Below are 25221 nucleotides of genomic sequence, written 5' to 3' on the forward strand. Positions count from 1 at the left end.
CCTACCGTACGTGCAGCGCCGCCCGCAGGGCGTCCAGTCCGCGGTCCATTGCGGCCGTCGCCGCGGGCACCACTCCGGCATAGCCGAGGTAGCCGTGCACCATGGTTTCGGCGTTGTGCACCTCGGCGGGAACCCCAGCGGCGGTCAGCAATTCCCCGTACCGGCTGCCGTCGTCGCGCAGTGGGTCGTGTCCGGCCACCGCGATGTAGGCCGCGGGCAGATCCGCGAGGTTCTCGGCTCGTCCGGGCGCCATCCCGGGTGGGGGATCGGACAGGTCGATCTCACCGGCGTACCAGCGGGTGAACGCCGCCACGGCGGCGCGGTCCAGGACGGGCGCGTCGGCATTCTCGGCGAACGAGGGCAGCGAGGAGTCCCATAGCGTGGCCGGATACCACAACAGCTGGAACGCAATTGACGGTCCAGCGTCGTCGCGGGCGCGCTGCGCGGTCACCGCCGCCAGGTTGCCACCCGCCGAGTCGCCGGCCACCGCGAGCCGGCTCGCGTCGGCCCCGATCTCGCCGCCGTGCTCGGCGACCCATTGCGTTGCGGCCCAAGCGTCCTCGACGGCAGCGGGATAGGGATGCTCCGGCGCCAAACGGTATTCGACCGACACCACGACCGCAGAGGCGCCGACGGCGTGCTGGCGGCACGTCCCGTCGTGGGTGTCCAGGTCGCCGACGACGAAGCCGCCGCCGTGAAAGAACACCACCACCGGTGGCGCGGGGTGATCGGTTGGCGGCCAGTAGATCCGGATGTTGATCGGCCCGGCGGGTCCGTCGATGGAACGGTCTTGCACCCGCAGCTCCGGATGAAAACTTCGCCGCGGCAGGTCCCGTAATTGCCGACGCGCCTCGGCGACACCGCCGTCGGCGGATAACCGGAACGGAACCGCGTCCAGTACCTTCAGCAGAATGGGATCGATCGCGGATCCAGAGTCGACGGCTGCCATGCAGACACCGTACGCACCCAGGGTGATGCTCGGCGCCTGGGCTGCCGCCGGGTGGGCGGGCGTCGCCTACGGGTTGTTCTTGACCATTGTGGCGCTGCGTTCGCCCCCGGGTGCCGAGCTCACCGGGGAGTTCACCGGTCAGCCGCTGTTCAAGGCGTCGATGGCGCTGCTGCTGGTGGTGGCGGCTGCCGCGCATCCGATGGTTCGCGAGCGGCGCTGGTTGATGCCGGCGTTGCTGTTCTCGGCCGTCGGTGACGGGCTGCTGGCGATTCCGTGGTGGCCGCCGTCGTTCGTCCTCGGGCTGGGCTCGTTCCTGTTGGCGCACTTGTGTTTTCTGGGTGCGCTGGTGCCGCTGGCCCGCGGCTCCGACCGTCCGCGCGGCCGGTTGGTTGCCGCCGCCGGGCTGTGCGTGGCATGTGCCGGGCTGGTGGTCTGGTTTTGGCCGCAACTGGTTCGTGACGGGCTGACCGTGCCGGTGACGGTGTACATGCTCGTGCTGGTCGCCATGGTCTGCGCGGCGCTGCTCGCCGGTTTGCCGACGGTCTGGACCGCGGCCGGCGCGCTGTTGTTCGCCGGGTCGGACGCGATGATCGGCATCGGGCGGTTCGTGTTGGGCAGCGAGGCGTTGGCGGTGCCGATCTGGTGGACCTACGCTGCAGCGCAGATCCTGATCACCGCGGGCTTCTTCTTCGGTCGGGTGTCGGCGAACCCTGCTACACCTGGCGAGTGACCACGCGGACCCGGCAGCCCGCCGCATTCGAGCCGATCGCGCGGGTGTTGCCGATGCTGTCGGTCCCGCACCTGGATCGCGACTTCGACTATCTGGTGCCCGCTGAGCAGTCCGACGACGCCCAGCCCGGTGTGCGGGTGCGACTGCGCTTTCACGGCAGGCTGGTCGACGGCTTCATCCTGGAGCGCCGTACCGACACCGATCACGTCGGCAAGCTGGCCTGGCTGGACCGGGTGGTGTCCGGCGAGGCGGTGCTCACCCCGGAGATCCGTCGTCTTGTCGACGCCGTCGCCGCACGCTATGCCGGCACCCGCGCCGACGTGCTGAGGCTGGCGGTGCCGCCCCGTCACGCCAAAGTCGAACGCGAAATGCCAACGCCGTCAACACTTTCCGATGTCGCTCCGATCGATCCGACGGGCTGGGAATCGTACGGGCGTGGCGGCCCTTTTCTAACGGCGCTCGCGGAATCCCGCGCCGCCCGCGCGGTCTGGCAGGCTTTGCCGGGCGAGCTGTGGGCGGATCGCTTCGCCGAGGCCGCCGCACAGACCGTGCGGGCCGGACGCGCGGCCTTGGCGATCGTTCCGGATCAGCGTGACGTCGACGCGTTGTGGCGATCCGCGACAACGCTGTTCGACGAATCCGCTGTTGTGGCGTTGTCGGCGGGCCTGGGTCCGTCGGCGCGATACCGGCGGTGGCTGGCCGCGCTGCGGGGCAGCGCACGGTTGGTGATCGGCACCCGCAGCGCGGTGTTCGCGCCAGTGAACGACCTCGGCCTGATCATGGTGTGGGACGACGGCGACGACACGCTCGCCGAGCCGCGGGCCCCGTATCCGCACGCGCGGGAGGTCGCGATGCTGCGGGCACACCAGGCGCGCTGCGCCGCGCTCATCGGCGGGTATGCCCGCACCGCCGAAGCCCACGCTCTGGTGCGCAGCGGATGGGCGCATGACGTGGTCGCCGCGCGCCCGGTGGTGCGCGCCCGCACGCCGCGGGTGGTGGCCCTCGACGACGGTGGGTATGCCGAGGAACGCGATCCGGCGGCGCGCACGGCGCGCCTGCCGTCGGTGGCGCTGCGGGCCGCCCGGGTGGCACTGCAGACCGAGGCGCCGGTGCTGGTGCAGGTGCCGCGGCGCGGCTATGTCCCTTCGTTGGCCTGCGGGCGTTGCCGAGCCATTGCCCGCTGCCGGCATTGCACCGGCCCGCTGTCTCTGGACGACCGCGACGGGTCGGCCCCGACCTGCCGGTGGTGCGGACGGGCCGACGCCGCGCTGCGATGCGGGCGCTGCGGGTCGGATGCTGTGCGCGCCGTCGTGGTGGGCGCCCGGCGCACCGCCGAGGAACTCGGCCGCGCGTTCCCGGGGACGGCGGTGATCACCTCAGCGGGCGAAGCCACGGTGGCCGAGATCGCCGACCGCCCGGCTCTCGTCGTCGCCACACCCGGCGCCGAACCCCGCGCGACGGCCGGATACGGGGCGGCGCTGCTGCTCGACACCTGGGCGCTGCTGGGCCGCCAAGACCTGCGCGCCGCCGAGGACACGCTGCGGCGGTGGATGGCCGTGTCAGCGCTGGTTCGCCCCCGCGATGAGCGCGGGGTGGTGATTGTGGTTGCCGAATCATCGGTCCCGACGGTCCAATCGTTGATCCGCTGGGATCCCGTCGGCCACGCCGATGCGGAACTGGCGGCCCGGACCGACGTCGCGCTGCCGCCAAGTGTGCACATGGCCGCCCTGGACGGTACGGCTGACGCGGTGGCGGGGCTGATCGAGGAACTCCGACTGCCGGACAGCGCCGAGCTGCTCGGCCCGGCGCCATTGCCGCCCGGTGCGCGTCGACCCCCGGGGCTGGCGGCCGACGTGCCGGTGACCCGGATGCTGGTGCGAGTGCGCCGCGAGCAGGGCCTGGAACTGGCGGGCGAGCTGCGGCGCGGAGTCGCCGTGGTCAGCGCCCGGCAAACCCACGAGCCGGTCCGGGTGCAGATCGACCCGCTGCACATCGGCTAGGCGCACCGTGTGTCGGAGAGCGGAATCCACGCATTTCGTGTAACGATGCGAGTACTGGCCGAGCGCCAATGACGCCAACCGGTCTTTCTTTCCCGCGTCGAGGGAGGTCAGATATGGCAACCACACTCACGGATACCACGCGCATCGGGCGCTGCTTGATGTTCGTGCGCGAGCATCTCGAGCAGGCCCGCGCCGCCGATGATCAGATCCGAGCCATGCAGTGGCATGCGGTCATGGATGAGTTCATCGACGCGTGGCCGCGGCCTTAGCTGGGGCATGATCGTCATGGTCATCGACCCTGTCCACTGCACCGAGATCGGGTGTGACTGTCCGGGCAACCGTTGGTGGACCGGTTGGATCGGACCCCGAGAAATCCACATCGTCCCGATCGACGATCTCGAGCCGCACCACGTCGAGGAGTGCGGTTGCGATGCGCGCATCACGCTGCATGTCGCGGGCGACGGGTTCGCGTCGTGGCGGGTGTCGCACAACAGCTTCGATCGCCGCGAGCTCACGGAGCAAGCTGGTTAATGCCGTCCTGCTTCTTGGGCGAGCTGCACGCGCGAGGTCAGGCCCAGCTTGGTGTAGACGTGGGTGAGGTGGGTTTGCACGGTGCGCGGTGAGATGAAAAGCCGGCTGGCGATGTCATTATTCGCGAGCCCCTCGCTGACTAACCGGACAACGTCGCGTTCGGCCGGCGTCAGCGAAGTCCAGCCGCTGCTGGGTCGTTTGCGTTTGCCGCGGCCACGTTGGGCGTAGGCGATCGCCTCTTCGGTGGACAGGGCGGCGCCCTCCGCCCATGCAGATTCAAAGTCACTGTCGCCCATAGTATTTCGCAGATCCGCAACTGAGTCTTTATAGCCGGCGTCCCAGACCTTGAAGCGAACCGCGCGTGTTCGGTCTCGAACGGCGCCGGCCGCACCTAACAGGCGGGCGGCCTCACGGTGGCTGCCGCCGTCCCCCAGTAACACGGCAACGCATTCCAGGAGGTCGGGAACAACGAGGTATGCGCAGAATTCGGACGCACAGGTCAGCGCGTCGTGAGCGTCGCGCTCAGCCTCATCCATGTCACCTTGCGCGAGCGCCACTCGCGCGCGGGCGGTCAACGCCCACACGGAGTACCACCCCACCGCTGTCGAGACGGCCCCCTCAGCCCTGCGACGCGCTTCGGGAAGATCCCCGTCAGCCAGCGCAGCCTGCGCATTCCACGCGCGAACCAACCCCGTCATTCCGGGTGGAATCGATGGTCCGTGCCGGCAGGCCGCATCGGTCGCAGTGCGCGCACCCGCAGGATCGCCGGCTGCCAGCGCCACCATGCCCAATGCGGTGTTTGCGAGGCTGGCATTAAGGCTGCCCAGCTCGTTTGCGCCGTCGAGTGCCTGGCTCGCCGCGGCTCTTGCCGCAGATATGTCGCCCTGGTACGCGAGCGCCATGCTTTGGCCGGCAGAGTTGTACTTCTGGAACGCCAGAAAATGACCCGCTGCTGCCACGTCGCGCGCCCTGCCGAAATGCGCAATGGCCCTAGTCGTATCGCCCTGCCCGAGTAGTGCGAGTCCGAGGTACCAGCTGCACCGGAGGTATCCGGCGCGGTAGCCGATCGCGTCGGCAAGCTGGCATCCCTCTTGCGCCGCTGCACGCTTCGACGTGAGGTCGCCTGCCACCATTGCCGCAAGGATCTCGACGCTGAGGATGTGGCTGAGCCGCAACCGGTCGCCGAGTTTGCGCGCCAGCTCGGTCGCCTCGGCGCGGTAGCTGCGGCCGGCCTCGGAATCGAAGCCGATCAAGCCGCAGGCGGCCAGCGCGCGAGCCAGCAGGGCGTCGTCATCGCATTCGCGCGCAATTGCCAGCGCTTCTTCAGCCTGACCCGGGAGACGCGCGTCCCACGCGATGTTGCTGACGAGCAGGACCCTGTCGGCCAGCGCCCGCGCCCGTACACGCGGAGCGATATAGCGGTCCTCGACGCGAACTTCGTCGAGAATTGAGTCGAGCCACGCAACCCCCTCGGCGGGTCGCGGTTGCCATAGCGGCGACAGTGATGACGCCAGAGCTAGCGCGAGCTCCGCGTCACCGCTGTCACGGCTCCATTCGAATGCCGCCCGCATGTTGTCGATCTCAGCTTCAGTCTGCTCGACACGCTGCCCGTAGTCGTTGCCTGCTGGGCCGTCGAGCAGCGCCGCCATCGATGTGTAGTGGTCGCGGTGACGTGTGCGCACCTCGTCGGCTTCCCCTGATTCGCTGAGCTTTTCAGCTGCGTAGTGTCGCACCGTTTCGAGCAGTCGGTAACGGGTGCGCCCCCGCCTCTCGTCGGCGACCACCAATGATTTGTCCACGAGCAGCGTCAGCAGGTCTATCACCTGGTATCGCGGCATGTCGCCGCCCAACACTGCCTGGGCGGCGTCGAGGTCGAATCCGCCGAGGAATGCGGCCACTTGGCGAAATACCATCTGCTCGGATTCGCTGAGCAGGGCGTGCGACCAGTCCACCGAGGCGCGTAGCGTCTGCTGGCGGCGGACCGCGGTGCGCGCCCCACCGGTCAATAGCCGGAATCGGTCATGCAGGCTGTCGAGGATCTCGGTCACCGACAATGCGCGCACTCTGGCTGCGGCAAGTTCAATCGCTAGCGGCAACCCGTCGAGGCGAGTGCAGATCTCACCTATCACCGCGCTGTTCTCGTCGGTGACGGCGAAGTCGGCGCGAGCCTGGCGGGCCCGATCGATGAACAATTCGATGGCTTCGTCCGGCAGCGACAGCGACGGCAGACGCCAACTTGCCTCGCCGGCAACACCAATCGGCTCACGGCTCGTCGCCAGAAGTGTCAAGCCCGCACAGGCTCTCAGCAGTGCGACCGCCAAGGCGGCGGTCGCGTCGAGCAGATGCTCGCAGTTGTCCAGGACGACCAGCAGGGGCCGATCGGCGATGAAACCGGCCAGCGTGTCGATCGTGGAGCGTCCGGGCTGGTCGGGAAGCCCGAACGCGCGGGCGGCGGTGATGGGCACCAAATCCCCGTCGGTGATCGGCGCGAGATCCACGTACCAAGCGCAGTCGTTAGACTCCTCGGCGAGCTTTAAGGCGAGCCGGGTCTTGCCGGCGCCGCCGGCACCGGTCAAGGTCACCAGCCGGTTCCCCCTTAGCAACTCCCGAACCTCGATCAGCTCTCCTTCGCGTCCGACGAAGCTCGTGATATGGGCCGGAAGATGTTGAGAAGCAACATTTTTCGAGGTTCGAAGCGGCGGAAATTCGTTGATGAGATGCCGGTGGCAGAGCTGCACGACTCTCTCGGGGTGGGGGACGCCGCGCAACTCGTGGGTGCCCAGGTCGGTCAACCAGGTGTCCGCGGGCAGCCGGTCGGCGATCAAGCCCTCGGTGGTGCCTGACAGCAGGGTTTGGCCGCCATGGCCGAGGTCGCGCAGTCGGGCGGTGCGGTTGATGGTGGGCCCGGCGTAGTTGCCTTCGTCGCGCAACTGGATCTCGCCGGTGTGTATCCCGATGCGTAGCCGGAGCGGGACGAGCGGAGCGCGCTGTATCTCCAATGCCGCCGCCACCGCGTCGGATGCGCGGGCGAACGCGGCGACGAAGCTGTCGCCTTCACCTTGTTCGACGGGCCGAACCCCCTCGTGGTTGGCGATGATGCATGAGACGGTCTGATTGAGCCGCGCTAACGCGGTGCCCATCTCGTCGGGCTCGGCTTCCCAGAGCCGCGTGGAGCCCTCGACGTCTGCCAGCAGCAGCGTCACGGTGCCTGTCGGCAGCAACTCATTCACACCCAGCTCACCCCAGTCCAGCGGGGGCGTGTCCGCGCGTGGATTGATCTTGGCCATATTAGACAGCATGTGGTCGTCGACAGCAGCGCAAACGCACCACAGTTCAGTTGTGGCGGGCAGCTTCCTGGACGAGCTGCACCCGCGACGTGAGACCCAGTTTGGCGTAGACGTGGGTCAGGTGGGTTTGCACAGTGCGGGGCGAGACGAAAAGCCTTGTTGCGATGTCTTTATTGCCGAGCCCGTCACTGACGAGGCGGACCACGTCGTGCTCGGTTGGTGTGAGCGATGCCCAGCCGCTGGTGGGTCGTCTGCGTTGGCCGCGGCCACGTTGCGCGTAGGCGATTGACTCTTCGGTGGACAGGGCGGCGCCCTCGGCCCATGCAGCGTCAAAGTCGTTGTCGCCCAGACATTCACGTAACGCATCCAGCGAGGCTTCGCAGTCGGTGTCCCAGACTTTGAAGCGAACTGAGCCCATGCGTTCCCGGAGTGCACTCGCCGCAGCGAAGAGCCTGACCGCTTCACGGTGACTGCCGGCCTGGCCGGCCAAGGTGGCGAGGCATTCCAGGATGTCGGGGATGAACACGTACGCCTCGACTACGGCGGCGCGCGCGAGCGCTTCGTGGGCGTCACGCTCGGCATGCTCCGGCTCACCTTGCGCGATCGCGACGCGCGCGCGGGTGGTCAGTGGGTCCCACGCGAATATGCTCGCTTTCGTCGACATAGCATCCTCGGCCCAGCGGCGGGCCGCGGCCAGATCGCCACGGGCAAGCGCAGTATCCGCAGCGAGGACTCGCTGCACTCCCGCCGCCTGTGGCACGACACTCAGCAGCGGCCACGCCGCCTCGGTCGCGTCCCGCGCTGCCGCGGTGTCGCCGTCGGCCAAGGCTGCCAAAGCCGACGCGTGGTAAGCGGCGCTTGCCTTGAGTCCGCCGACTTCGACTGTGGCCGCGACGGCCTCGTCGGCGGCGGACCGGGCTCCCGCGGTATCACCTTGGTAGGCCAGGGCGACACCCAGGCCCACGAGGCTATCCACCCTCCAGATCTCATCGTGAGCTGTTCTAGCCTCGTCGGCCACCGCCTCGAAATGCGCTACCGCACTGGCCAGCTCGCCCTGATTTATTTGTGCGACTCCGAGGTACCAGCGGCACCGGCGCGCGTCGAACCGGTTACCGATCGCGTCGGCGAGATCGCGTCCCTCCTCGGCCGCCGCACGGGCCGCGATCGGGTCACGCGCCACGAGCGCCGCCACAACTTGCGCGACGAGGATCTGGCTGAGCCTCCACCGGTCGCCCGTCTCCCGGGCCAGGCGGCTCGCCTCGACCAGGTAGGCCCCGGCCGTGTCGACGTCGAAGTAGGCGGCGGCATAGCCGGACGAGGTGAGCGCCCGGATCAGCAATGCGGTGTCGTCGACCTCTCGCGCAATCGCCACGGCTTGCTGGGCCTGGTCCAGGCTCTCGACCGAGGCCACCCAGACGCCGAGGGTGGCCCTATCGGCCAGTGCTCGCGCCCGCGCCGCGGGCGTCACCTCAGCGTGCTGCGCGTCGAGGTCGCCCAGGGCGGCGTCGAACCAGGTCAGCCCTTCCCGCAGGCGTCCGCGTGCTTGCCAGAGCGGTTGGAGTGACGAGGCGAGGGTCAATGCCAGTTCGACTTCGGAGTTCTCCAGGCTCCAGCCAAACGCGGCGCGCAGGTTGTCGATCTCGATGTCAGTCTGTTCGAGGCGGTGCTCGTAATCACGGCCGGCCGGGGCGTCGAGCCCAGCCGCCAGCGCCGTGTAGTGGTCGCGCTGTCGTGCGCGCACACTGTCGGCCTCGCCGGATTCGCCGAGCTTCTCCAACGCGTACTGGCGAACCGTCTCCAGTAATCGATAGCGGGTTCGGTCGCCACTGTCCTCGGCCACCACCAGCGACTTGTCGACCAGCAGAGTGAGCTGATCGAGCACCTGGTAGCGCTGTATGTCGCCGCCACCGCAAATGTTCTGCGCTGCGACGAGATCGAAGCCCCCCATGAACACCGCGAGTCGACGGAATAGCACCCGCTCGGGTTCGGTCAGCAGCGCGTGTGACCAGTCGACCGAAGCGCGCAGGGTTTGTTGGCGGCGCACCGCTGTGCGCGCGCCGCCGGTCAACAGTCGGAAGCGGTCGTGCAGGCTGCCGAGGATTTCGGTCAAGGTCAACGCCCGCACTCGTGCCGCGGCGAGCTCGATAGCCAGCGGCACCCCATCCAGGCGTGCGCAGATCTCGGCGACAAGCGAGGCATTGTCGTCGGTGAGGGTGAACTCGGGGCGGGCCTGGCGAGCCCGGTCGGCGAACAGTTCGATCGCCTCGTCGGGCAGCGCCAGTGACGGCACCCGCCAACCCACCTCGCCGGCCACCCCGATCGCTTCGCGGCTGGTGGCCAATAGCTTCAAGCCGGCGGCGACGCCGAGCAGTGCCACGATCAGGTCGGCGCATGCGTCGAGTAGGTGCTCGCAGTTGTCTAGCACCATCAGCAGCTGCCGGTCGGCGACAAACCGGGTCAGCGTGTCGATCGTGGAGCGGCCAGGTTGATCGGGTAGCCCGAGTGCACGGGCGACCGTAATCGGCACCAGATCCGGATCGGTGATTGGTGCGAGGTCCACGTACCAAACCCCGTCGTCGAACTCGCCGGAAAGCTGGCCCGCAAGCTCGATCGTCAGTCGGGTCTTACCTGCCCCACCCGCACCGGTCACCGTCACCAGCCGGTTTTCGACCAGCAGCTCCCGCAATTCGGTCAGCTCGGATTCGCGTCCGACGAAACTTGTCAGTTGCGTCGGAAGCGCCTGCGAGACAACGGCTGTCGACACCCGCAGCGATGGAAAGTCGTTGACCAGATCGGGATGGCACAGCTGTGAAACCCGTTCCGGGCGTGGCAGATCACGCAGCGGATGACTGCCCAGGTCGATCAGCCAGGCATCGTCGGGGAGTCGGTCCACGACGAGCGCTTCGGCGACACCCGACAGCAGTGTCTGCCCGCCGTGTCCCAAGTCGCGCAACCGCGCGGTCCGGTTGATCGTGGGCCCGGCGTAGTTGCCCTCGTCGCGCAACTGGATTTCGCCGGCATGCACCCCGACCCGCAGCCGGATCGGGGCCAGGGGAGCGCGCTGCAACTCCAGCGCCGCCGCCACCGCGTCGGACGCGCGGGCGAAGGCCGCCACGAAGCTGTCTCCCTCGCCCTGTTCGACGGGTCGCACCCCGTCGTGGGCCGCGATGACGTCGTTCACCGTCTGGTTCAGACGTGCGACGGCCGCGGTCATCTCGTCGGGCTGGGTCTCCCAGAGCCGCGTGGAGCCCTCGACGTCGGCCAGTAGCAACGTCACGGTGCCCGTCGGCAACAGCCCGCTCACGCCCAGCTCGCTCCAGTCCACCAGCGGCGCACGATCGATCTCGCTCATGCTAGCCAGCATGCGTGCGCTGCGACCGCAAAACATCAGCGCAAACGCGTAGATCGCAGGCGCAGCTACGACCCCTGCGGCGGACATGTACGCGCAGCGACCGATGTTCCCAACCGACCGGCCGCGCAGATTTAAGTAGTGCACTACTCACGCCCGAAGGGTTGATCCCTGTCACATTTGGTTTCCCAGAAAGGTGAACTGACATGTTTGACGCCGTTGACTCGACCGAACACGCCACACTCCGCCTCGCGCCGAAAAATCCACTGCCCTACCTGGACCAGCTCAGGGCTGTGAAGTCGCTCATCGACGGGCTCCAGGAGCTCCTCGACGCCGGCGGCCCCATCACCCGGGTGGTGCTCGCGCCGAAATGGCTCGCCCCGACGATGGTGTTGATTGCCTCGCCGCAGGGCGCGCGCGACGTGCTCGGCCGCGCCGACGAGATCGCCGACCGAGGGGGGTCGCCGATGGCGATCCAGTTGCACCGGCTGATGGGCGGCAATCTGCTGGTCCTGCCGCACGAACAGTGGCTGCCGCGGCGCCGCACGTTGCAGCCGATGTTCACCAAGCTGCGGGTCCGGCGCTACGCCGGCCACATGGCCGCGGCGGCCGAGACGCTGGTCGACCGTTGGCCCGACGGCGGGACAGTGGACTTGGACACCGAATGCCGCGCGCTCACCCTGCGGGCGCTCGGCCGCTCCGTGCTCGGCATGGACCTCGACGCCCGGGCCGACGACGTCGGGCCGGCACTGCGCACCGCACTGTCCTGGGTCGCCGACCGTGCGAGCCGGCCGGTGAATCTGCCGCAATGGGTGCCGACCCCGGGTCAACGGCGGGCCCGCCAGGCCAACGCGACCTTGCATCGGCTGGCCGCCGAGATCCTCGCCGCGGTCCGCGCGGACCCTGACCGAGACGCACCACTGGTGCGCGCGCTGATGACGGCCACCGATCCAAACACTGGCCAACCACTTTCGGACGACGACATCTGTCACGAGTTGGTGCTCTTCATCCTCGCCGGCCACGACACCACCTCCACGACGCTCACTTACTCGCTGTGGGCGCTCGGCCGTCATCCCGCAATTCAAGACCGAGTGTTCGAGGAGGTCAGTGCACTCGGTGACCGTCCGCTGACACCCGACGACGTGCCCCGGCTCGGCCACACCGTGCGGGTGCTGCACGAGGCCCTGCGGCTATGCCCACCCGGCGCCGGTACACCTCGGCTGCTCAAGAAGGATCTGGTCGTCGACGGCTATCGGCTGGAAGCCGGGACCGTGGCGGTGGTCAGCTTCTTTGCCCTGCACCGAGACCCGGACCTGTGGGACGACCCGCTGACATTTGACCCGGATCGGTTCCTGCCGGAGCGTTCGCAAGGCCGCAGTCGTTGGCAGTACTTGCCGTTCGGCGGTGGACCTCGTTCGTGCATCGGTGACCACTTCGCCGTGCTGGAAGCCGCCCTTGCACTGGCCTCCATCGTCCGCGCGGTCCGGATCGAATCTCTCAAAGGTGACTTTCCGCTGGCCGTACCGTTCACCGTCGTCGCCGCCGAGCCGATTGACGCCCGCGTGCATGCCCGGACCCGCTCGGGGTCAGCCGTGACGGGCCGCTCCCTGAACAAGCTGCACTCGCGAGCTCAAGCTGAGCTCAGCGCGGGGAGCGATGCAAAGCAGCGTGGCGACGTCGTTATTTGGTAGGCCTCCTCGACGCCGCACGCTGATTCCGGGTTAATTCGGCGAAGCCGGGCTACGATTCGCCGACAGGCCGTCCCGCCTGAAACCTGATCGACAGGAGATTTTTCATGCATCGGACGGCAACGAGCACCATCGCGGTCCTGGCTTCGGCAATTGCGCTGGCCGGATGCGGCTCGGCCTCCCACAGCACCAAAGCCACCAGCACAACGTCCAGCACGACAGCACCCGTCACGACGCAAACGACACAGGCCAGCCAGGCCAAGGTGGCGCCGCGCACCGTTGTGCCGGGCCCAAACCCGGACATCGCGAGCTACATCAAGCAGAACGGCATCACCGAAACTCCGGTTCACCGGGGCGATCCCGGCGCGCCGACCATCGACCTGCCGATCCCCGACGGCTGGGCCGACGCCGGACCCGACACCCCCGCCACGGCGTACTGGGCGATCATCGATACCGGCCCGGAAGCCGCAAAATACACACCCAGCATTGTGGCCACCGTGACCAAACTCGTCGGCAACGTCGACCAGCAAAAGCTTCTCGACCTCGCTTCGGGCGAACTCAAGAACCTGCCGGGCTTCAAGCCCATGGGAGACGGCTCCGCGAGCACCCTCGCCAATTTCCCCGCCTACCAATTCGGTGGCACCTATGCGCAAGGCGATCAGACGAAGGCGGTCGCGCAGAAGACCGTCGTCATCCCGGCCGACGGCGCGGTTTATCTCCTGCGGCTCAACGCCGACTGTCTCGAAGACCAGGTCGGCCAGGCACTGCCCGCAACCATCGCCATCGACGAAAAGGCGAAGATCACCGTCTAGAGCCTTCTCGGCCGAACCGCTGGCCATGTCACTGCGATACGACGAAGCTGTCGCCATGACAGATCGCTCGTCGCCGACCATTGGCCGGCGCCAACTCATCGGGATCTCGATATCGGCGGCCGGTGCGATGGCCGTGTCGGCGTGCGCAAGCTCGCCCCCCAAAGCACCGCCAGCGGACGAAGTCCCGGTTACTCCACCCGAGGACCTGATGCGTGAGCACGGCGTGCTCAAGCGTGTCTTGCTGATCTACCGAGAAGGCATCCGGCGACTGCAGTCCGACGACCAGAATCCCGCTCAGGCGCTCAACGCGGGCGCGGGCATCATCCGGAACTTCATCGAGGACTACCACGAACACCTCGAGGAGCAGTACGTCTTTCCGGCGCTGGAACAAGCCAACAAGCTCCGCGACATCACCTCCGTGTTGCGAACTCAGCACCAGCGTGGCCGTGCCGTGACGGATCGTGTCCTCGCTGCCACCGGCGCGACGGCCGCGCTAGATCAGCCTGCGCGGCAAGCGTTGACGCGCGACATGTCCGATTTCGTCCGGATGTACGAGCCGCACGAGGCGTGGGAGGACACCGTTGTCTTTCCCGCTCTGCGCGACGTGCTGCCCGCCCAGAAGTTCCGCGAGCTGGCGGAGACCTTCGAAGACGAGGAACATCGACGATTCGGACCGGCGGGCTTCGAGGGAGTGGTCGGTAAGGTCGCCGACATCGAGAAGAGCCTCGGTATTTACGATTTGAGCCAGTTCACCCCGAGCTAGGGCTTGTCCGACTTGGTGAGTTCGTTCGCCCACACGGACTGGGCCCCGGAGTCACCGATGCGAACCACCTGGACGACGGCGGCCACGCCGACGAGGATCGTGACGACCGCGACCACCACCGTGACGGCCGACCCGGGTGCGGCGGCCCGGACCTCACGCCGGTGCAGTAGCGCGAGTACGACGGCGACGACGAGCAGCGCTATCGAGAAGTAGATCATCACGCTGCCGCGGTCGGCGTGGGTGTTCAAGATGTCGCGGTGGTGGTGTTCGCGGTCGTACAGCCACCCGCCGGCGTTCGCGGTGATCGGCGTCAGCACGGTCGTGATCGCGGCGAACGCCAACACCAGCCAGACCAGGTTCCGCCTGGCCGCCGGCCACAGCGCGCACAGAATTTCCAGCAACGCCGTCAGCGGCGCCAACACCACCATCGCGTGCACAAGCAGCACGTGGGCCGGGAGCCCCGAGATCGTGGTCAACGTCATCGCGCACTCCTCAACGGTCACCGGGCTTTGCTGACTTCCTACACTGTGCCGGTGCGTCTTGTCTTCGCCGGGACACCGGAGCCCGCGCTGCCCGCGCTGCAGCAGCTGATCGACTCGCCGCGCCATGACGTGATCGCGGTGCTCACCCGGCCGGACGCCGCGTCGGGACGGAACGGCAAGCCCCAGCCGTCGCCGGTGGCCCGATTGGCCCTCGAGCATGGCATCCCGGTGCTGCGCCCGGCGCGGCCCAACAGCGACGAATTCGTCGCCGAGCTGGCCGAACTTCAGCCCGACTGCTGCCCGGTGGTCGCGTTCGGCGCGCTCCTGCGTGACGCGCTGCTGGCGGTGCCGGTGCACGGCTGGGTGAATCTGCACTTCTCGCTCTTGCCCGCCTGGCGTGGGGCGGCGCCGGTGCAGGCGGCGATCGCCGCGGGGGACACCGTTACCGGTGCGACGACGTTCCAGATCGAATCCGGCTTGGACTCCGGACCGGTCTACGGGGTCGTGACCGAGGCGATCCGCCCGATCGACACCGCCGGCGATCTGCTTGAGCGGCTGTCGATTTCCGGGGCGGCGCTGTTGTCGACGACGTTGGACGGCATCGCCGACGGGGCGCTGACACCGGTCCCGCAGCCCACCGACGGGGTCAGTGTCGCGCCGAAGATCACCGTCGAGCAGGCGCGGGTGCGCTGGGACCTGCCGGCTGAGGTCGTCGAGCGACGCGTCCGCGCCGTCACGCCCAGTCCCGGCGCGTGGACCCTGATCGGTGATCTGCGGGTAAAACTCGGACCTGTATACCTCGACACCGCTGGTCAGAGTTTGCCAACACCGTTGTCGCCCGGTGATATTCACGTCGACCGCCGCAGCGTGCGAATCGGTACGGCCTCGGAGCCTGTCCGGTTGGGCCAGGTCCAGGCGCCGGGGAAGAAGGCCATGAACGCCGTCGACTGGGCCAGGGGAGCTCGCCTCGACCCGGCGGCGCGAGCGTCATGACACCACCCAAGGGCAGGCCCAGGCGTAAGCAGTTGGATCCGGCCCGTCGGGCCGCATTCGACGTCTTGCGGGCGGTGCGCGAACGCGACGCCTACCCGAATCTGCTGCTGCCAGTTCTTCTGCGCGAGAGGCACATTCATGGTCGCGACGCCGCATTCGCCACCGAATTGACCTACGGCAGCAGTCGAATCCGCGGCCTGCTGGACGCAGTCATCGGCTCGGCGGCCAACCGGTCACCGGAGACCATCGATCCGGTACTGCTCGACCTTTTGCGACTCGGGGCGTATCAACTGTTGCGCACCCGCGTTGACGCGCACGCTGCCGTCTCGACCACCGTGGAGCAGGCGGCCATCGAATTCGACTCGGCGCGTGCCGGTTTCGTCAACGGCGTACTGCGCACCATCAGTACCCGCGACGTGCAGTCCTGGGTTGATGAGCTGGCGCCTGCGCGGTCCGCCGATCCGATCGGCCACGCCGCGTTCGTGCATGCCCACCCGCGCTGGATCGCGCAGGCCTTCGCCGACACGTTGGGCGCCGCGGCCGGCGAACTCGACGCTGCGCTGGCCGGTGACGACGAGCGGCCTCAGGTACACCTGGCTGCCCGGCCGGGCGTGCTGACCGCCGAGGAACTCGCCGCCGCGGTCGGCGGCGCGGTGGGCCGGTATTCGCCGTATGCGGTGTATCTGCCCTCCGGCGATCCAGCACAGCTGCCCGCGGTGCGCGACGGTCAGGCCCTGGTGCAAGACGAGGGCAGCCAACTCGTCGCGCGCGCGCTCACGCTGGCGCCGATCGCCGAGGACTCCGGGCGATGGCTGGACCTGTGCGCCGGCCCGGGCGGCAAGACCGCACTGCTAGCCGCGCTGGGCGTGGAGTCGGGAGCCCGGGTCACCGCTGTGGAGCCATTCGAGCATCGCGCCGACCTGGTTGCCGAGAACACCGCCGGTCTTCCGGTCGAGATCGTGCGGGCCGACGGTCGACAGAGCGGTCTGGAGCCCGGATTCGACCGGGTTCTGGTCGACGCGCCGTGCACCGGCCTGGGTGCGCTGCGCCGCAGGCCCGATTCGCGCTGGCGGCGTCAACCCGCCGACATCCCGGCGTTGACCAGGCTGCAGCGCGAGCTGTTGGCGGCCGCGATCGCACTGACCCGGCCCGGCGGTGTGACTCTGTACGCCACCTGTTCGCCGCACCTGGCTGAGACGGTCGGCGTAGTCGCCGACGCGCTGCGCCGTCATCCGGTGTCCGCGTTGGATACTCGGCCGTTGTTCGATCCCGTCCCGAATCTGGGCGACGGCCCTTACGTGCAGCTCTGGCCGCACCGGCACGGCACCGACGCCATGTTCGCCGCGGCGCTGCTCAAAACGGACGGGTGAATCGCCGCGAATTGTCCTGCGCTTGATCTGATGGTCGGGCTCCTCCTCAGGCCCTGCGGGTCTGCATCGTCGCCCGACTAGGCTGGCCCGCATGTCAGGCAACTCCGATCGGCCGATGATCGCGCCGTCGATACTGGCCGCTGATTTCGCCCGGCTGGCCGATGAGTCCGCCGCGGTCGAGGGCGCTGACTGGCTGCACGTCGACGTCATGGACGCGCATTTTGTGCCGAACCTGACCATCGGGCTGCCGGTGGTGGAAAGCCTGCTCGCCGCCACCGACATTCCGATGGATTGCCATCTGATGATCGAAGACCCCGACCGCTGGGCGCCGCCGTATGCCGAAGCGGGGGCGTACAACGTGACGTTTCACGCCGAGGCAACCGACAACCCGGTGAGCGTGGCCCGCGACATCCGTGCCGCCGGCGCGAAAGCGGGCTTGAGCATCAAGCCCGGCACTGCGCTGGAGCCCTACCTGGACATCTTGAAGGACTTCGACACGTTCCTGGTCATGTCGGTCGAACCCGGCTTCGGCGGCCAGAAATTCATCCCCGAGGTCCTGAGCAAGGTGCGCGCGGTGCGCAAACTGGTCGACTCCGGCGAGCTGACGATCCTGGTCGAGATCGACGGCGGCATCAACGCCGACACCATCGAGCAGGCCGCCGAGGCCGGTGTCGACTGCTTCGTCGCGGGCTCAGCGGTCTACGGAGCCGATGACCCGGCGGCCGCCGTCGAGGCGCTACGACGACGGGCGGGCGCGGTGTCTCCGCACCTACACCGATGAACACCCCGGCGGCCATCGGCTACGACGCCGCCATGCAACTGGCCGTCGAACAGGCCGAACTGGTCAAGGGGAAGACCTATCCGAACCCGCCGGTCGGCGCCGTCATCCTGGACCGCGACGGCCGGGTCGTCGGCGTCGGCGGCACACAGCGGGCGGGCAGCGCACACGCCGAGGTCGTCGCGTTGCGCCGGGCCGGACGGCTGGCCGAGGGTGGCACGGCGGTGGTCACCTTGGAACCCTGCAATCACCACGGCAAGACCCCGCCATGCGTGGACGCGCTACTGAAATCCGGTGTCGCGACAGTGGTTTACGCTGTCGCCGACCCGAACCCGCCTGCGGCGGGCGGTGCTGGGCGACTGGTTGCGGCCGGTGTGCGCGTCGTCAACGATGTGCAGACCGACCTGGTCGTGACGGGGCCGCTGCGCGAATGGCTGCACAAGCAGCGCACCGGATTGCCGCACGTGACATGGAAATACGCCGCCAGCATCGACGGGCGCAGCGCCGCCGCGGACGGTTCCAGCCAATGGATCACCAGTGAGGCCGCGCGAGCCGACGTGCACCGGCGGCGGGCGACCGCCGACGCGATCGTGGTGGGAACGGGCACGGTGCTGGCCGACGACCCGGCCTTGACCGCTCGCCTGCCCGACGGCAGCCTCGCGGACCGCCAGCCGCTGCGCGTGGTGGTTGGCAGGCGCGAAATCCCCTCTGAAGCAAAGGTTCTCAACGACGACTCGCGGACCATGGTGATGCGGACCCGCGAGCCGGCCGAGGTGCTTCAGGCGCTGTCGGATCGCACCGACGTCCTGCTCGAGGGCGGCCCGACCCTGGCCGGAGCGTTCCTGCGGGCGGGGGCGATCGACCGCATCCTCGCCTACATCGCGCCGATCCTGCTGGGCGGACCCGTCGTCGCCGTCGACGACGTCGGGGTGACCAGCATCAGCCGGGCGCTGCGCTGGCGCTACGACGGCATGGAGCGCGTCGGTCCGGACGTGGTGCTGAGTCTGGTACCCCGTGAACCGGCGTCCGGCTCGGTCAGGAACGACCGCCCAGGCCAGGGATGAGCATCGGCACGCGGCGACGGTAGTCGCGGTACCGATCCCCGAAGAACCGGGTGAGGTCGCGCTCTTCGAACTGAATCGCCATCAGGATGTATCCGGTCATCACGGCCGCAAAGATCAAGTGCCCCAACGTCATCGTCGGCGTGGCCCAGAATGCGATCAGGAATCCGGTGTAGATCGGATGCCTGACCACGCGGTAGAGGAACGGCGTCGCGAACTCGTGCTTGGCTGCGCGCCGGCCTTTCAGCCGGGCGAACGCCTGGCGCAGGCCGAAAAGATCGAAATGGTCGATCAAAAATGTGCTGACCAGCACCATGAGCCAGCCGATCCCGCCGACGGCGGTCAACAACGCTCGCCATGGCTGGGCGCTCACGTGCCATATGCCGGCGGTGATCGGGCGCCACAGGAGCATGAGAACGATCAGGCAGATGTTCGCGGCGAGAACGTACGTGGATCGCTCTGCGCTGGGCGGAATCACCCGGGTCCAGCGTCGTTTGAACGCCGGCCGTGCCATGACGCTGTGCTGCACGCCGAACAGCGCGAGCAACACGACATCGATGACCACCGCACCGACCGTGAGGGCGCCACTGCCGCCCCCACGATCGATGCTCTTCCCGACGGCCGCGTCGGCGACGAATCCCACCAGGTAGAGAAAGACGAGCAGGAAGAGACCGTACGTCGCGATGCCGTACGCCGCGATCACAATCCCGCCGGCGGCGTTGCCCGCGAGTCGCGATGAACCGTCATCGCCGTGAGTCACGACGCTATTGTCCTCCGATCGTCAACCGGACACCCCGGTTTCGGCGTCAGCCGGAGAGGATCTGGAAGATTACTGGTCGCAGCTGTACCCGGAGCTTGCCCGTAAGCCGTGGACACCTCTACAGGCCGCACGCCCATTCGATCCGGCCGATCAGCCCACTTGCGGTGGCCAGCCCACCAACAACTACGTGTTGTTCTACTGCGTGCCGGACGACTACGTTGGCTTCGACGCGGTCAAGGCGATGCCCCAGATCTATATGCGGGGCGGCGATTTCGCGGTCGCGACCCTGATTGCGACCCAGTACGGGCTGGCGGCGCTGATTCGTGACGGCCAGGACGCCGACGCGAAGATCACCTCGCTGCGCGCCGACTGCCTGGCCGGCGGCTGGGTCGCAAGCGTCCTTCTGCAGAATCGCCCGGAGTCGCCGCGCTCCTCGTCTTCCGCGGCTCCGCTGACGTGGCGCGCCAAGCGCAGGGATCGACTCGCGTCGATGCCTACCGCGACGGCGTGATGAACGGCGCGAAAGCCTGCGTCACGCGCTAGAACACCTGGCGCCGACTCAGCGAATCGGCACGCAGACGGTTGACATGATCTTGTCGGCCAGCGTCTGTCGCTTCGCATCCCACAGCGGGAACAGGTACCCGATGTAGCAGATCGCGCCATCCACCAGGTGGGCGAACTGACGCACGATCGACATCACGAAGCCGATCGGTTGGCCGGTCGCTTCGGAGATGACCTTGAACTTGAAGGCCGACTTGCCGATGGTCGAGCCGGTGGTGCCCTGTCGGTAGCCCCAGTTCCAGATCGAATACACCAGCACCAGAAGCGATGCCAGGAACGTCGTCGCGATTCCCACGCCGGAGAACGACGAGGTGCAGGAGCCGCCGTAGCCTTCGGTATCTGCCACGCAGGCATTGGTTCCGGTGGCGACGGCGATGCCGACCCCGATGCCACCGATGACCATCCCGGGGATGCCGTCCACGATCGTCGCACCGACGCGCGCGATCCACGACGTGTATGGCTGCGCGGCCTGCGTCCAGGCAGGCTGATCAAGGTAGGCGGGACCGCCCGGCACCGGAGGCGGCGGCGGATATCCACCGCCCGGCGGCGGGTAGGGACCGTCGGGTTGTTGGGGCGGTAGTTGCGTCATGGCGTCGTCCTCGGGATCACGCCGGACCCGATGCGGTTCGGCGGGGTCAGTGTGGCCGTACTTTAAATCGTCTCCGGCCGCACGGAGGGCGATATGAGCAAATTCCAAATGAATACTGCGGCATGGTCGTGCAGTTGCAGCCGCGTCGTTAGCGGGGACGCTGAAGCGGCTAATAACCGACCGCAGAGATGTACTCTAGGAATCCGAGCAATTCTGCCATTATGGACAGCGTTAACGCCGCAGCCGAAAACGGCCAGCTCAACCGCCGACGGACAATCCGGACTATTGCCAGGACGGCACCGATGACGATGAATGCGGCCGCGACCGCCAGTGCGACCGCGATCGACACCGAAGCCTGGTGGATGTGGCATGTCTCGGCGGGGCAGAAGTCGGTGAATGCTAGTACGAAAAATCCCCCACTAGCAGCGACGATCCAGCAAACCAGGCTGACGGTGAGCAGCACTGCGCTCAATACGAAGTCCCACTTGGCACGAGGCGGGTGTGCGCCGCCAAAGGTGGCCGCTGACCCGGCGAAATAAGGATAGCCGGCTGACATGCCATCACAATACCGAACGTGAATTAGTGTGGCGGGTTATCACATTATAAATGTGACTGTTCCAATGTTATTCCAAACTCAACACAGCTTCGCTCGCACGGTTTGTTGCACGGCACGGGAACGGTTCTGCAAGTCCCCGACGATGGTTGTCGAAGCGCGAGTCCTGCGCCGATGCTGCTGGCACAGCAGCAAACTATCTCTACGAGGGAATCCCGCCTAACCGGCCCCGGCGGGACTGACGACCGCAATGGGCAGTCGGACGCATTCGGCGGCCGGTCCGTTGAAGCCGGCGTAGAACATCGTCGCGTTGATGAACCAGCGCATCGACGAATTGACGGCGCTGGCGGTCGGTGCCGCGTCCGTGGGCAGCGCCGTCTGGAAGGGCAAGCGGACCGCCGCGCCGTTACGCAACGCCAGTCGTTTGAACAGTGGCACGGTCCGCCCGTCGGCGAGTTCACCCGAACCCGGTGTGCGGGTCAGCGGATGGGAATCGCGCATCCACTGCCACTTCACCCGTAAGTCGCCGTCGGGCAGGTCCCGAGTGGGCGTGACGATGACGTCGCCCGTGATCGTCTCGCCGGCGTGAAATACCAGCCGGGGCAACGCGATGTCGATGTCGCACGCCCCGCTGCCGGAGACCTGCTCCAGCGGTCCGATATCGGCCGTGGCATCGTCCACGCCGGTGATCACGGCGAATTCCGCCTGTTCGTCGACGTCGTGCCCGCGGCGCTGTACGAGCAGACGGCACGACCAACTCGCGATCTGTGACGACGACGGCGGTGCCCACGACGGGATGCGGAACGTGGCTGTGCCGTCCGTGAATTCTGATGTCGCAGTGGGTAACTCGACTTCGTCGACCCGCACCCAATCCTTGGTGTCTCGATCGGTGCCGTAGGTGGTGCCGATTTCCTGGGTCAACCACATCGCATCGGTCGCGGCCGTCGCTGCCGCGTCTGCGCGCCCGGCCCACCGGTAACGATAAGAGTTGTAGTAGCCCAACTCGATTCGCGCCGATGTCACATCGCCGATCGGCTTCACTGCGCTCGCTCGAACGTCGATCGACTGACGCGGGTGAACCACGGACGGCGAGACGGTGACCACCGCTCGCGTCGGACGCAGGAAGCGCCGCACTATTTGAGTTGGCTCGCAGCGTAGTCCTCCGGCCGGTTCTTTTTCATCCATGCCCGAACCGGCCAAAAAACCACCCACAGAACTGAATACATCGCGTAGTACCCCAGCGCGGAGACCAGCACCCCGAATATCCATGCCGGGTAGATCAGGATCAGGCAGAACTGCAAAAACTGCTTGATCACCACTGGGTAACCCTCGGCCTGTGACAACACGAACGGCAGGCTCATTGAACGCAGGAGCCTACGGCCCGTGGAGGTCTCGGCTTCTGCCTTCGCCTGTGCCGCGCTGACATCCCGGCCCCGCTCTTCGCGGGTGAGTCCGCGCTGCGGCGGTGGCGGTTCGCTGACACTCATCAGGGCGGTCTCCTCACGGCTTCGAGTTGGCTCAAGAGCAACGCGGAACGGTAACCAGAGCGTATTGGAACCTGATTGGATCGCGAAGCATCGGCTAGATGCCGGAGTTCGCCGGCGCCGTCTTTGGCTACCGCTTGGGCTCGTGCCAGCAATTGACGGTCGTGGTCTCGGGCTGACCGCCTAGACCTGAGGCCCGACCGGTTGCTCCTCGCGAACGAGCGGCTCGTCGGCGTGCACGCGCCGACTGCTGATCAGCAGACCCAGCAGCGCACCGACGATGCAGACCACCACGGTGACCTTGAAGATCTCGCCGTACATTCCGGCGAACGCTTGGCGGTACATGGTGGCCTGATGCAGAACCCGCTCGGTGAGGGTGGCGTTGGCCGGCAGCTCGGAGGCCAGTTTCGCGACGAGTTGCGGCAGCCGGTAGAAGCCCCACGCGCTGAGCGAGGCCACCCCGATCAGCATGCCGGTCATCCGCGCGACCACCACCGCCGCTGAGGCGATGCCGTGCTGCGCCGACGGCACCACCCGCAAGCTGGCCGATGTCAGCGGGGCGATCACCAGACCCAGACCGATGCCGGCGATCGCCAGATCGGTGTCCAAGGCGGGCAGCGACACCAGGCCGAAGACGTTGTGGTGCTCGTCCAAGAGGCCAACCGACCACTTCGAGATCAGCCAGTAGCCGCCGGCGGCGATCAACAGCCCGGCAAACGCGACTACGCGGTCGCCGACTCTTGTCGCGATCCAGCCGCCCACCAGCGCGCCGACCGGCAGCGCTGCCAGGAACCACAGCAGCATCATGGCGGCGTGGTCCTGGTCTTTACCGAGCACGCCCTGAGCGAAGAGCTCGACGTCGACCAGCGTCACCATCAACGCCGCGCCGGCGCAGAGTGATGCACCCAGCGCCGACAGGAACGGCCGGAAGTGCACGCCGGTGGGTTCGATCAGCTTGGTACGCGAGAACCGTTCCCAGACAAAGAAAATCACCGCGGCGACGACAGCGGCGACGATCAGCGGCGGACCGTAGCTCGGCAGGGCGTGCTTCCCGTCGGGGTTGGCGTTGTACAGGCCGATGACCGCCAGGCCCAGCGTGATCGCCAGGAGCAGTCCGCCGATCACGTCGATTTTCTCCGGCTCGTCGTCGCGGTCTCGCGACGGCAGGCTGAAGTGGATCATCAGCATCGCGGCCAGCGCCAGCGGCACGTTGATCCAGAACACGTCCTGCCAGCGACTGGTCAACCAGACGATGAAGATTCCGTAAAGCGGCCCGAGCACGCTGCCCAGTTCTTGCGCGGCACCGATGCCGCCGAGGACGCCGGCGCGATTGCGCTGGGCCCACAGGTCGGCACCCAGCGCGAGCGTCACCGGTAGCAGTGCGCCGCTGGCCACCCCCTGAATGGTGCGACCGACGACCAGCACATCAAGGTCGGTGGACAGCGCGGTGATCACCGAGCCGATCAGGAAGGTCGCCAGGCTGACTTGCAGCAGCAGCTTGCGGCCGAATCGGTCAGAAGCCCGGCCAAGCAACGGCATGGCGGCGATGTAGCCCAGCAGATACCAGGTGATGATCGGGGTGATGCGCTGCAGGTGATTGACCGGGATGCCGATCGTGCTGATGATGTCGCGCATGATCGTGACCACGACATAGGTGTCGAGGGCACCGAGCAGTACTGCGAGGCTGCCGGCGCTGATCGCGATCCCGCGCCCGGCGTGCGGCGTTGCCATCAGGCCACCGGGGGCTTGGTGACCTGGACCGGCGCGTTCCAGTTGGACAGCGTCATCTGCACCGAGTTGCCCGGGCTCTGCTCGAGCTGAATCTGCACCAGTTGGTGATCACCGTTCTCCTCGATCCACACGGTGGTGGCCGCCGGCTGGGTGGCCTTCAGCTGGGGCGCGAGGCCATTCACGGCGTCCGCCGCGGCCGTCCCGGTGATCTTGACGGTGCTTTGCCCGTTGATCGTTTCGCGCGACTGGGACTTCGGGTTGCTGATGTTGGTCAAGATGTTGGCCAGACCGGTGTTCGGGTTGAGGATCTCGGACGGGTCGTAGATGGCGGACGCCGGACCGAAGTTCTCCCACTGGCCGGGACTGAGTGTGGCGTACAGGGTTCCGTTGTAGACCACGAACTGGGCGTCGATTTCTGAGCCGCCGAAAGTGATGTTGGCGTTGCCCTGAGCGGCCGTGTCCGGCGCGGTGGTCAGATCGCCGGTCAGGGTTTTGACGGGCAGATGCTTGATCTTGCCGTTCACCGAGAGCACCAGATGCACGCTCTTGACGTTTCTTGTGGTCAGGTTGGACTTGCTAAGCAGAGGCGCCGCATCCGGCAGCGGAGCGCCGGACTGCTTCGAGGACGACGAGCAGCCACTGACTAGGGCAGCGGCGGTCGCCAGCGCGGCGAGAGCGGCAAGAATCTGGGCGAGTCGGCGGGGCGTCTGCATAGTGTGCATCGTAGAGGGTCCGGTTGACCCGACTGTG

The 25221-nt window shown here is 67.4% G+C and carries 23 protein-coding genes; 12 read left to right on the forward strand and 11 right to left on the reverse strand.

Translation table 11 applies throughout. From position 1 onward, the window contains the following. Position 1: 1 nt before the first annotated feature. Positions 2–949: an alpha/beta hydrolase gene (locus tag G6N27_RS02235; RefSeq protein ID WP_163774884.1), complete on the reverse strand. Its 948-nt coding sequence runs from the start codon at positions 947–949 to the stop codon at positions 2–4. On the opposite strand from G6N27_RS02235, the gene G6N27_RS02240 reads away from it, so the two are divergent. From G6N27_RS02240 to G6N27_RS02255, 4 genes are all read left to right on the forward strand, one after another. Beyond that, positions 948–1679, forward strand: coding sequence for a lysoplasmalogenase (locus tag G6N27_RS02240; RefSeq protein ID WP_163774885.1), 732 nt, complete (start codon positions 948–950; stop codon positions 1677–1679). The genes G6N27_RS02235 and G6N27_RS02240 overlap by 2 nt on opposite strands. A 53-nt stretch (positions 1680–1732) precedes the next feature. Next, positions 1733–3679, forward strand: coding sequence for a primosomal protein N' (locus G6N27_RS02245; protein ID WP_163781209.1), 1947 nt, complete (start codon positions 1733–1735; stop codon positions 3677–3679). Between the two features lie 113 nt (positions 3680–3792). Continuing rightward, positions 3793–3948: a hypothetical protein gene (locus G6N27_RS02250; RefSeq protein ID WP_163774886.1), complete on the forward strand. Its 156-nt coding sequence runs from the start codon at positions 3793–3795 to the stop codon at positions 3946–3948. Between the two features lie 7 nt (positions 3949–3955). After that, on the forward strand, positions 3956–4210 hold the full coding sequence (locus tag G6N27_RS02255) for a hypothetical protein (protein ID WP_163774887.1): 255 nt from the start codon (positions 3956–3958) through the stop codon (positions 4208–4210). Here the strand turns inward: G6N27_RS02255 and G6N27_RS02260 are convergent. Then, positions 4207–7440: a LuxR family transcriptional regulator gene (locus G6N27_RS02260; protein WP_232065215.1), complete on the reverse strand. Its 3234-nt coding sequence runs from the start codon at positions 7438–7440 to the stop codon at positions 4207–4209. The genes G6N27_RS02255 and G6N27_RS02260 overlap by 4 nt on opposite strands. A 103-nt stretch (positions 7441–7543) precedes the next feature. Further along, positions 7544–10861 carry a helix-turn-helix transcriptional regulator gene (locus tag G6N27_RS02265; RefSeq protein WP_163774889.1) on the reverse strand — a complete coding sequence of 1106 codons (3318 nt, stop codon included), beginning with the start codon at positions 10859–10861 and terminating at the stop codon, positions 7544–7546. Between the two features lie 191 nt (positions 10862–11052). Between G6N27_RS02265 and G6N27_RS02270 the strand changes: the two genes are divergently transcribed. The 3 genes from G6N27_RS02270 to G6N27_RS02280 all read left to right on the forward strand — a co-directional run bounded on the left by G6N27_RS02270 (position 11053) and on the right by G6N27_RS02280 (position 14109). Continuing rightward, complete coding sequence (locus tag G6N27_RS02270; RefSeq protein ID WP_163774890.1) at positions 11053–12537, forward strand: cytochrome P450; 1485 nt, start codon at positions 11053–11055, stop codon at positions 12535–12537. A 104-nt stretch (positions 12538–12641) separates the two neighbouring features. Continuing rightward, positions 12642–13346, forward strand: coding sequence for an envelope biogenesis lipoprotein LpqN (lpqN, locus tag G6N27_RS02275; protein ID WP_163774891.1), 705 nt, complete (start codon positions 12642–12644; stop codon positions 13344–13346). 55 nt (positions 13347–13401) lie between these two features. Beyond that, positions 13402–14109 carry a hemerythrin domain-containing protein gene (locus tag G6N27_RS02280; protein WP_163774892.1) on the forward strand — a complete coding sequence of 236 codons (708 nt, stop codon included), beginning with the start codon at positions 13402–13404 and terminating at the stop codon, positions 14107–14109. Here G6N27_RS02280 and G6N27_RS02285 read toward each other — a convergent pair. Continuing rightward, the gene (locus tag G6N27_RS02285) at positions 14106–14591 is read right to left on the reverse strand and encodes a DUF2231 domain-containing protein (protein ID WP_308207594.1); all 486 of its coding nucleotides are present in this window, start codon (positions 14589–14591) and stop codon (positions 14106–14108) included. The two genes, G6N27_RS02280 and G6N27_RS02285, sit on opposite strands and share 4 nt — an antisense overlap. Positions 14592–14642: 51 nt before the next feature. Here G6N27_RS02285 and fmt point away from each other — a divergent pair, with 51 nt between their 5' ends. From fmt to ribD, 4 genes are all read left to right on the forward strand, one after another. Next, positions 14643–15584 (forward strand): methionyl-tRNA formyltransferase, encoded by a 942-nt coding sequence (fmt, locus tag G6N27_RS02290; RefSeq protein ID WP_163774893.1) that lies wholly within the window; start codon positions 14643–14645, stop codon positions 15582–15584. Next, entirely contained in the window at positions 15581–16954 is a 1374-nt protein-coding gene (locus G6N27_RS02295) for an RsmB/NOP family class I SAM-dependent RNA methyltransferase (protein WP_163774894.1), read from the forward strand. Before fmt ends, G6N27_RS02295 begins: the two co-directional genes overlap by 4 nt. 91 nt (positions 16955–17045) lie before the next feature. Then, positions 17046–17735 (forward strand): ribulose-phosphate 3-epimerase, encoded by a 690-nt coding sequence (rpe, locus tag G6N27_RS02300; protein WP_372513040.1) that lies wholly within the window; start codon positions 17046–17048, stop codon positions 17733–17735. Continuing rightward, positions 17732–18796 carry a bifunctional diaminohydroxyphosphoribosylaminopyrimidine deaminase/5-amino-6-(5-phosphoribosylamino)uracil reductase RibD gene (gene ribD / locus G6N27_RS02305; protein WP_163774895.1) on the forward strand — a complete coding sequence of 355 codons (1065 nt, stop codon included), beginning with the start codon at positions 17732–17734 and terminating at the stop codon, positions 18794–18796. Before rpe ends, ribD begins: the two co-directional genes overlap by 4 nt. Here the strand turns inward: ribD and mddA are convergent. Further along, positions 18768–19553, reverse strand: a complete 786-nt coding sequence (gene mddA / locus G6N27_RS02310) for a methanethiol S-methyltransferase (protein ID WP_232064836.1) — start codon at positions 19551–19553, stop codon at positions 18768–18770. The two genes, ribD and mddA, sit on opposite strands and share 29 nt — an antisense overlap. Positions 19554–19560: 7 nt before the next feature. Here mddA and G6N27_RS02315 point away from each other — a divergent pair, with 7 nt between their 5' ends. After that, positions 19561–20064, forward strand: coding sequence for a neutral zinc metallopeptidase (locus tag G6N27_RS02315; protein ID WP_163774896.1), 504 nt, complete (start codon positions 19561–19563; stop codon positions 20062–20064). 48 nt (positions 20065–20112) lie between these two features. Here the strand turns inward: G6N27_RS02315 and G6N27_RS02320 are convergent, their stop codons facing one another. The 6 genes from G6N27_RS02320 to G6N27_RS02345 form a co-directional block, all read right to left on the reverse strand. Further along, entirely contained in the window at positions 20113–20703 is a 591-nt protein-coding gene (locus G6N27_RS02320) for an RDD family protein (RefSeq protein WP_163774897.1), read from the reverse strand. Between the two features lie 169 nt (positions 20704–20872). After that, the gene (locus tag G6N27_RS02325; protein ID WP_163774898.1) at positions 20873–21259 is read right to left on the reverse strand and encodes a hypothetical protein; all 387 of its coding nucleotides are present in this window, start codon (positions 21257–21259) and stop codon (positions 20873–20875) included. Between the two features lie 216 nt (positions 21260–21475). Beyond that, positions 21476–22297 (reverse strand): vacuolar protein sorting-associated family 26 protein, encoded by an 822-nt coding sequence (locus G6N27_RS02330; protein ID WP_163774899.1) that lies wholly within the window; start codon positions 22295–22297, stop codon positions 21476–21478. Between the two features lie 92 nt (positions 22298–22389). Next, entirely contained in the window at positions 22390–22743 is a 354-nt protein-coding gene (locus G6N27_RS02335) for a hypothetical protein (RefSeq protein WP_163774900.1), read from the reverse strand. 180 nt (positions 22744–22923) lie between these two features. Next, positions 22924–24471, reverse strand: coding sequence for an MFS transporter (locus G6N27_RS02340; RefSeq protein ID WP_163774901.1), 1548 nt, complete (start codon positions 24469–24471; stop codon positions 22924–22926). Beyond that, a complete protein-coding gene (locus tag G6N27_RS02345; protein WP_163774902.1) occupies positions 24471–25184 on the reverse strand; it encodes an LppX_LprAFG lipoprotein in 714 nt (237 codons plus the stop codon). The genes G6N27_RS02340 and G6N27_RS02345 overlap by 1 nt, the downstream gene beginning before the upstream one ends. Positions 25185–25221 lie beyond the last annotated feature (37 nt).

This window comes from Mycobacterium cookii (assembly GCF_010727945.1).
Lineage (GTDB): Bacteria > Actinomycetota > Actinomycetes > Mycobacteriales > Mycobacteriaceae > Mycobacterium > Mycobacterium cookii.

Bases quoted from the DNA above. Each gene is read 5' to 3' on its own strand.
- G6N27_RS02240 (WP_163774885.1), top strand. From the start codon at position 948: ATGCAGACACCGTACGCACCCAGGGTGATGCTCGGCGCCTGGGCTGCC.
- G6N27_RS02235 (WP_163774884.1), bottom strand. From the start codon at position 949: ATGGCAGCCGTCGACTCTGGATCCGCGATCGATCCCATTCTGCTGAAG.
- G6N27_RS02245 (WP_163781209.1), top strand. From the start codon at position 1,733: ATGCTGTCGGTCCCGCACCTGGATCGCGACTTCGACTATCTGGTGCCC.
- G6N27_RS02250 (WP_163774886.1), top strand. From the start codon at position 3,793: ATGGCAACCACACTCACGGATACCACGCGCATCGGGCGCTGCTTGATG.
- G6N27_RS02255 (WP_163774887.1), top strand. From the start codon at position 3,956: ATGATCGTCATGGTCATCGACCCTGTCCACTGCACCGAGATCGGGTGT.
- G6N27_RS02265 (WP_163774889.1), bottom strand. From the start codon at position 10,861: ATGCTGGCTAGCATGAGCGAGATCGATCGTGCGCCGCTGGTGGACTGG.
- G6N27_RS02270 (WP_163774890.1), top strand. From the start codon at position 11,053: ATGTTTGACGCCGTTGACTCGACCGAACACGCCACACTCCGCCTCGCG.
- lpqN (WP_163774891.1), top strand. From the start codon at position 12,642: ATGCATCGGACGGCAACGAGCACCATCGCGGTCCTGGCTTCGGCAATT.
- G6N27_RS02280 (WP_163774892.1), top strand. From the start codon at position 13,402: ATGACAGATCGCTCGTCGCCGACCATTGGCCGGCGCCAACTCATCGGG.
- G6N27_RS02285 (WP_308207594.1), bottom strand. From the start codon at position 14,591: ATGACGTTGACCACGATCTCGGGGCTCCCGGCCCACGTGCTGCTTGTG.
- G6N27_RS02295 (WP_163774894.1), top strand. From the start codon at position 15,581: ATGACACCACCCAAGGGCAGGCCCAGGCGTAAGCAGTTGGATCCGGCC.
- rpe (WP_372513040.1), top strand. From the start codon at position 17,046: ATGTCAGGCAACTCCGATCGGCCGATGATCGCGCCGTCGATACTGGCC.
- ribD (WP_163774895.1), top strand. From the start codon at position 17,732: ATGAACACCCCGGCGGCCATCGGCTACGACGCCGCCATGCAACTGGCC.
- G6N27_RS02320 (WP_163774897.1), bottom strand. From the start codon at position 20,703: ATGACGCAACTACCGCCCCAACAACCCGACGGTCCCTACCCGCCGCCG.
- G6N27_RS02325 (WP_163774898.1), bottom strand. From the start codon at position 21,259: ATGTCAGCCGGCTATCCTTATTTCGCCGGGTCAGCGGCCACCTTTGGC.
- G6N27_RS02335 (WP_163774900.1), bottom strand. From the start codon at position 22,743: ATGAGTGTCAGCGAACCGCCACCGCCGCAGCGCGGACTCACCCGCGAA.
- G6N27_RS02340 (WP_163774901.1), bottom strand. From the start codon at position 24,471: ATGGCAACGCCGCACGCCGGGCGCGGGATCGCGATCAGCGCCGGCAGC.
- G6N27_RS02345 (WP_163774902.1), bottom strand. From the start codon at position 25,184: ATGCAGACGCCCCGCCGACTCGCCCAGATTCTTGCCGCTCTCGCCGCG.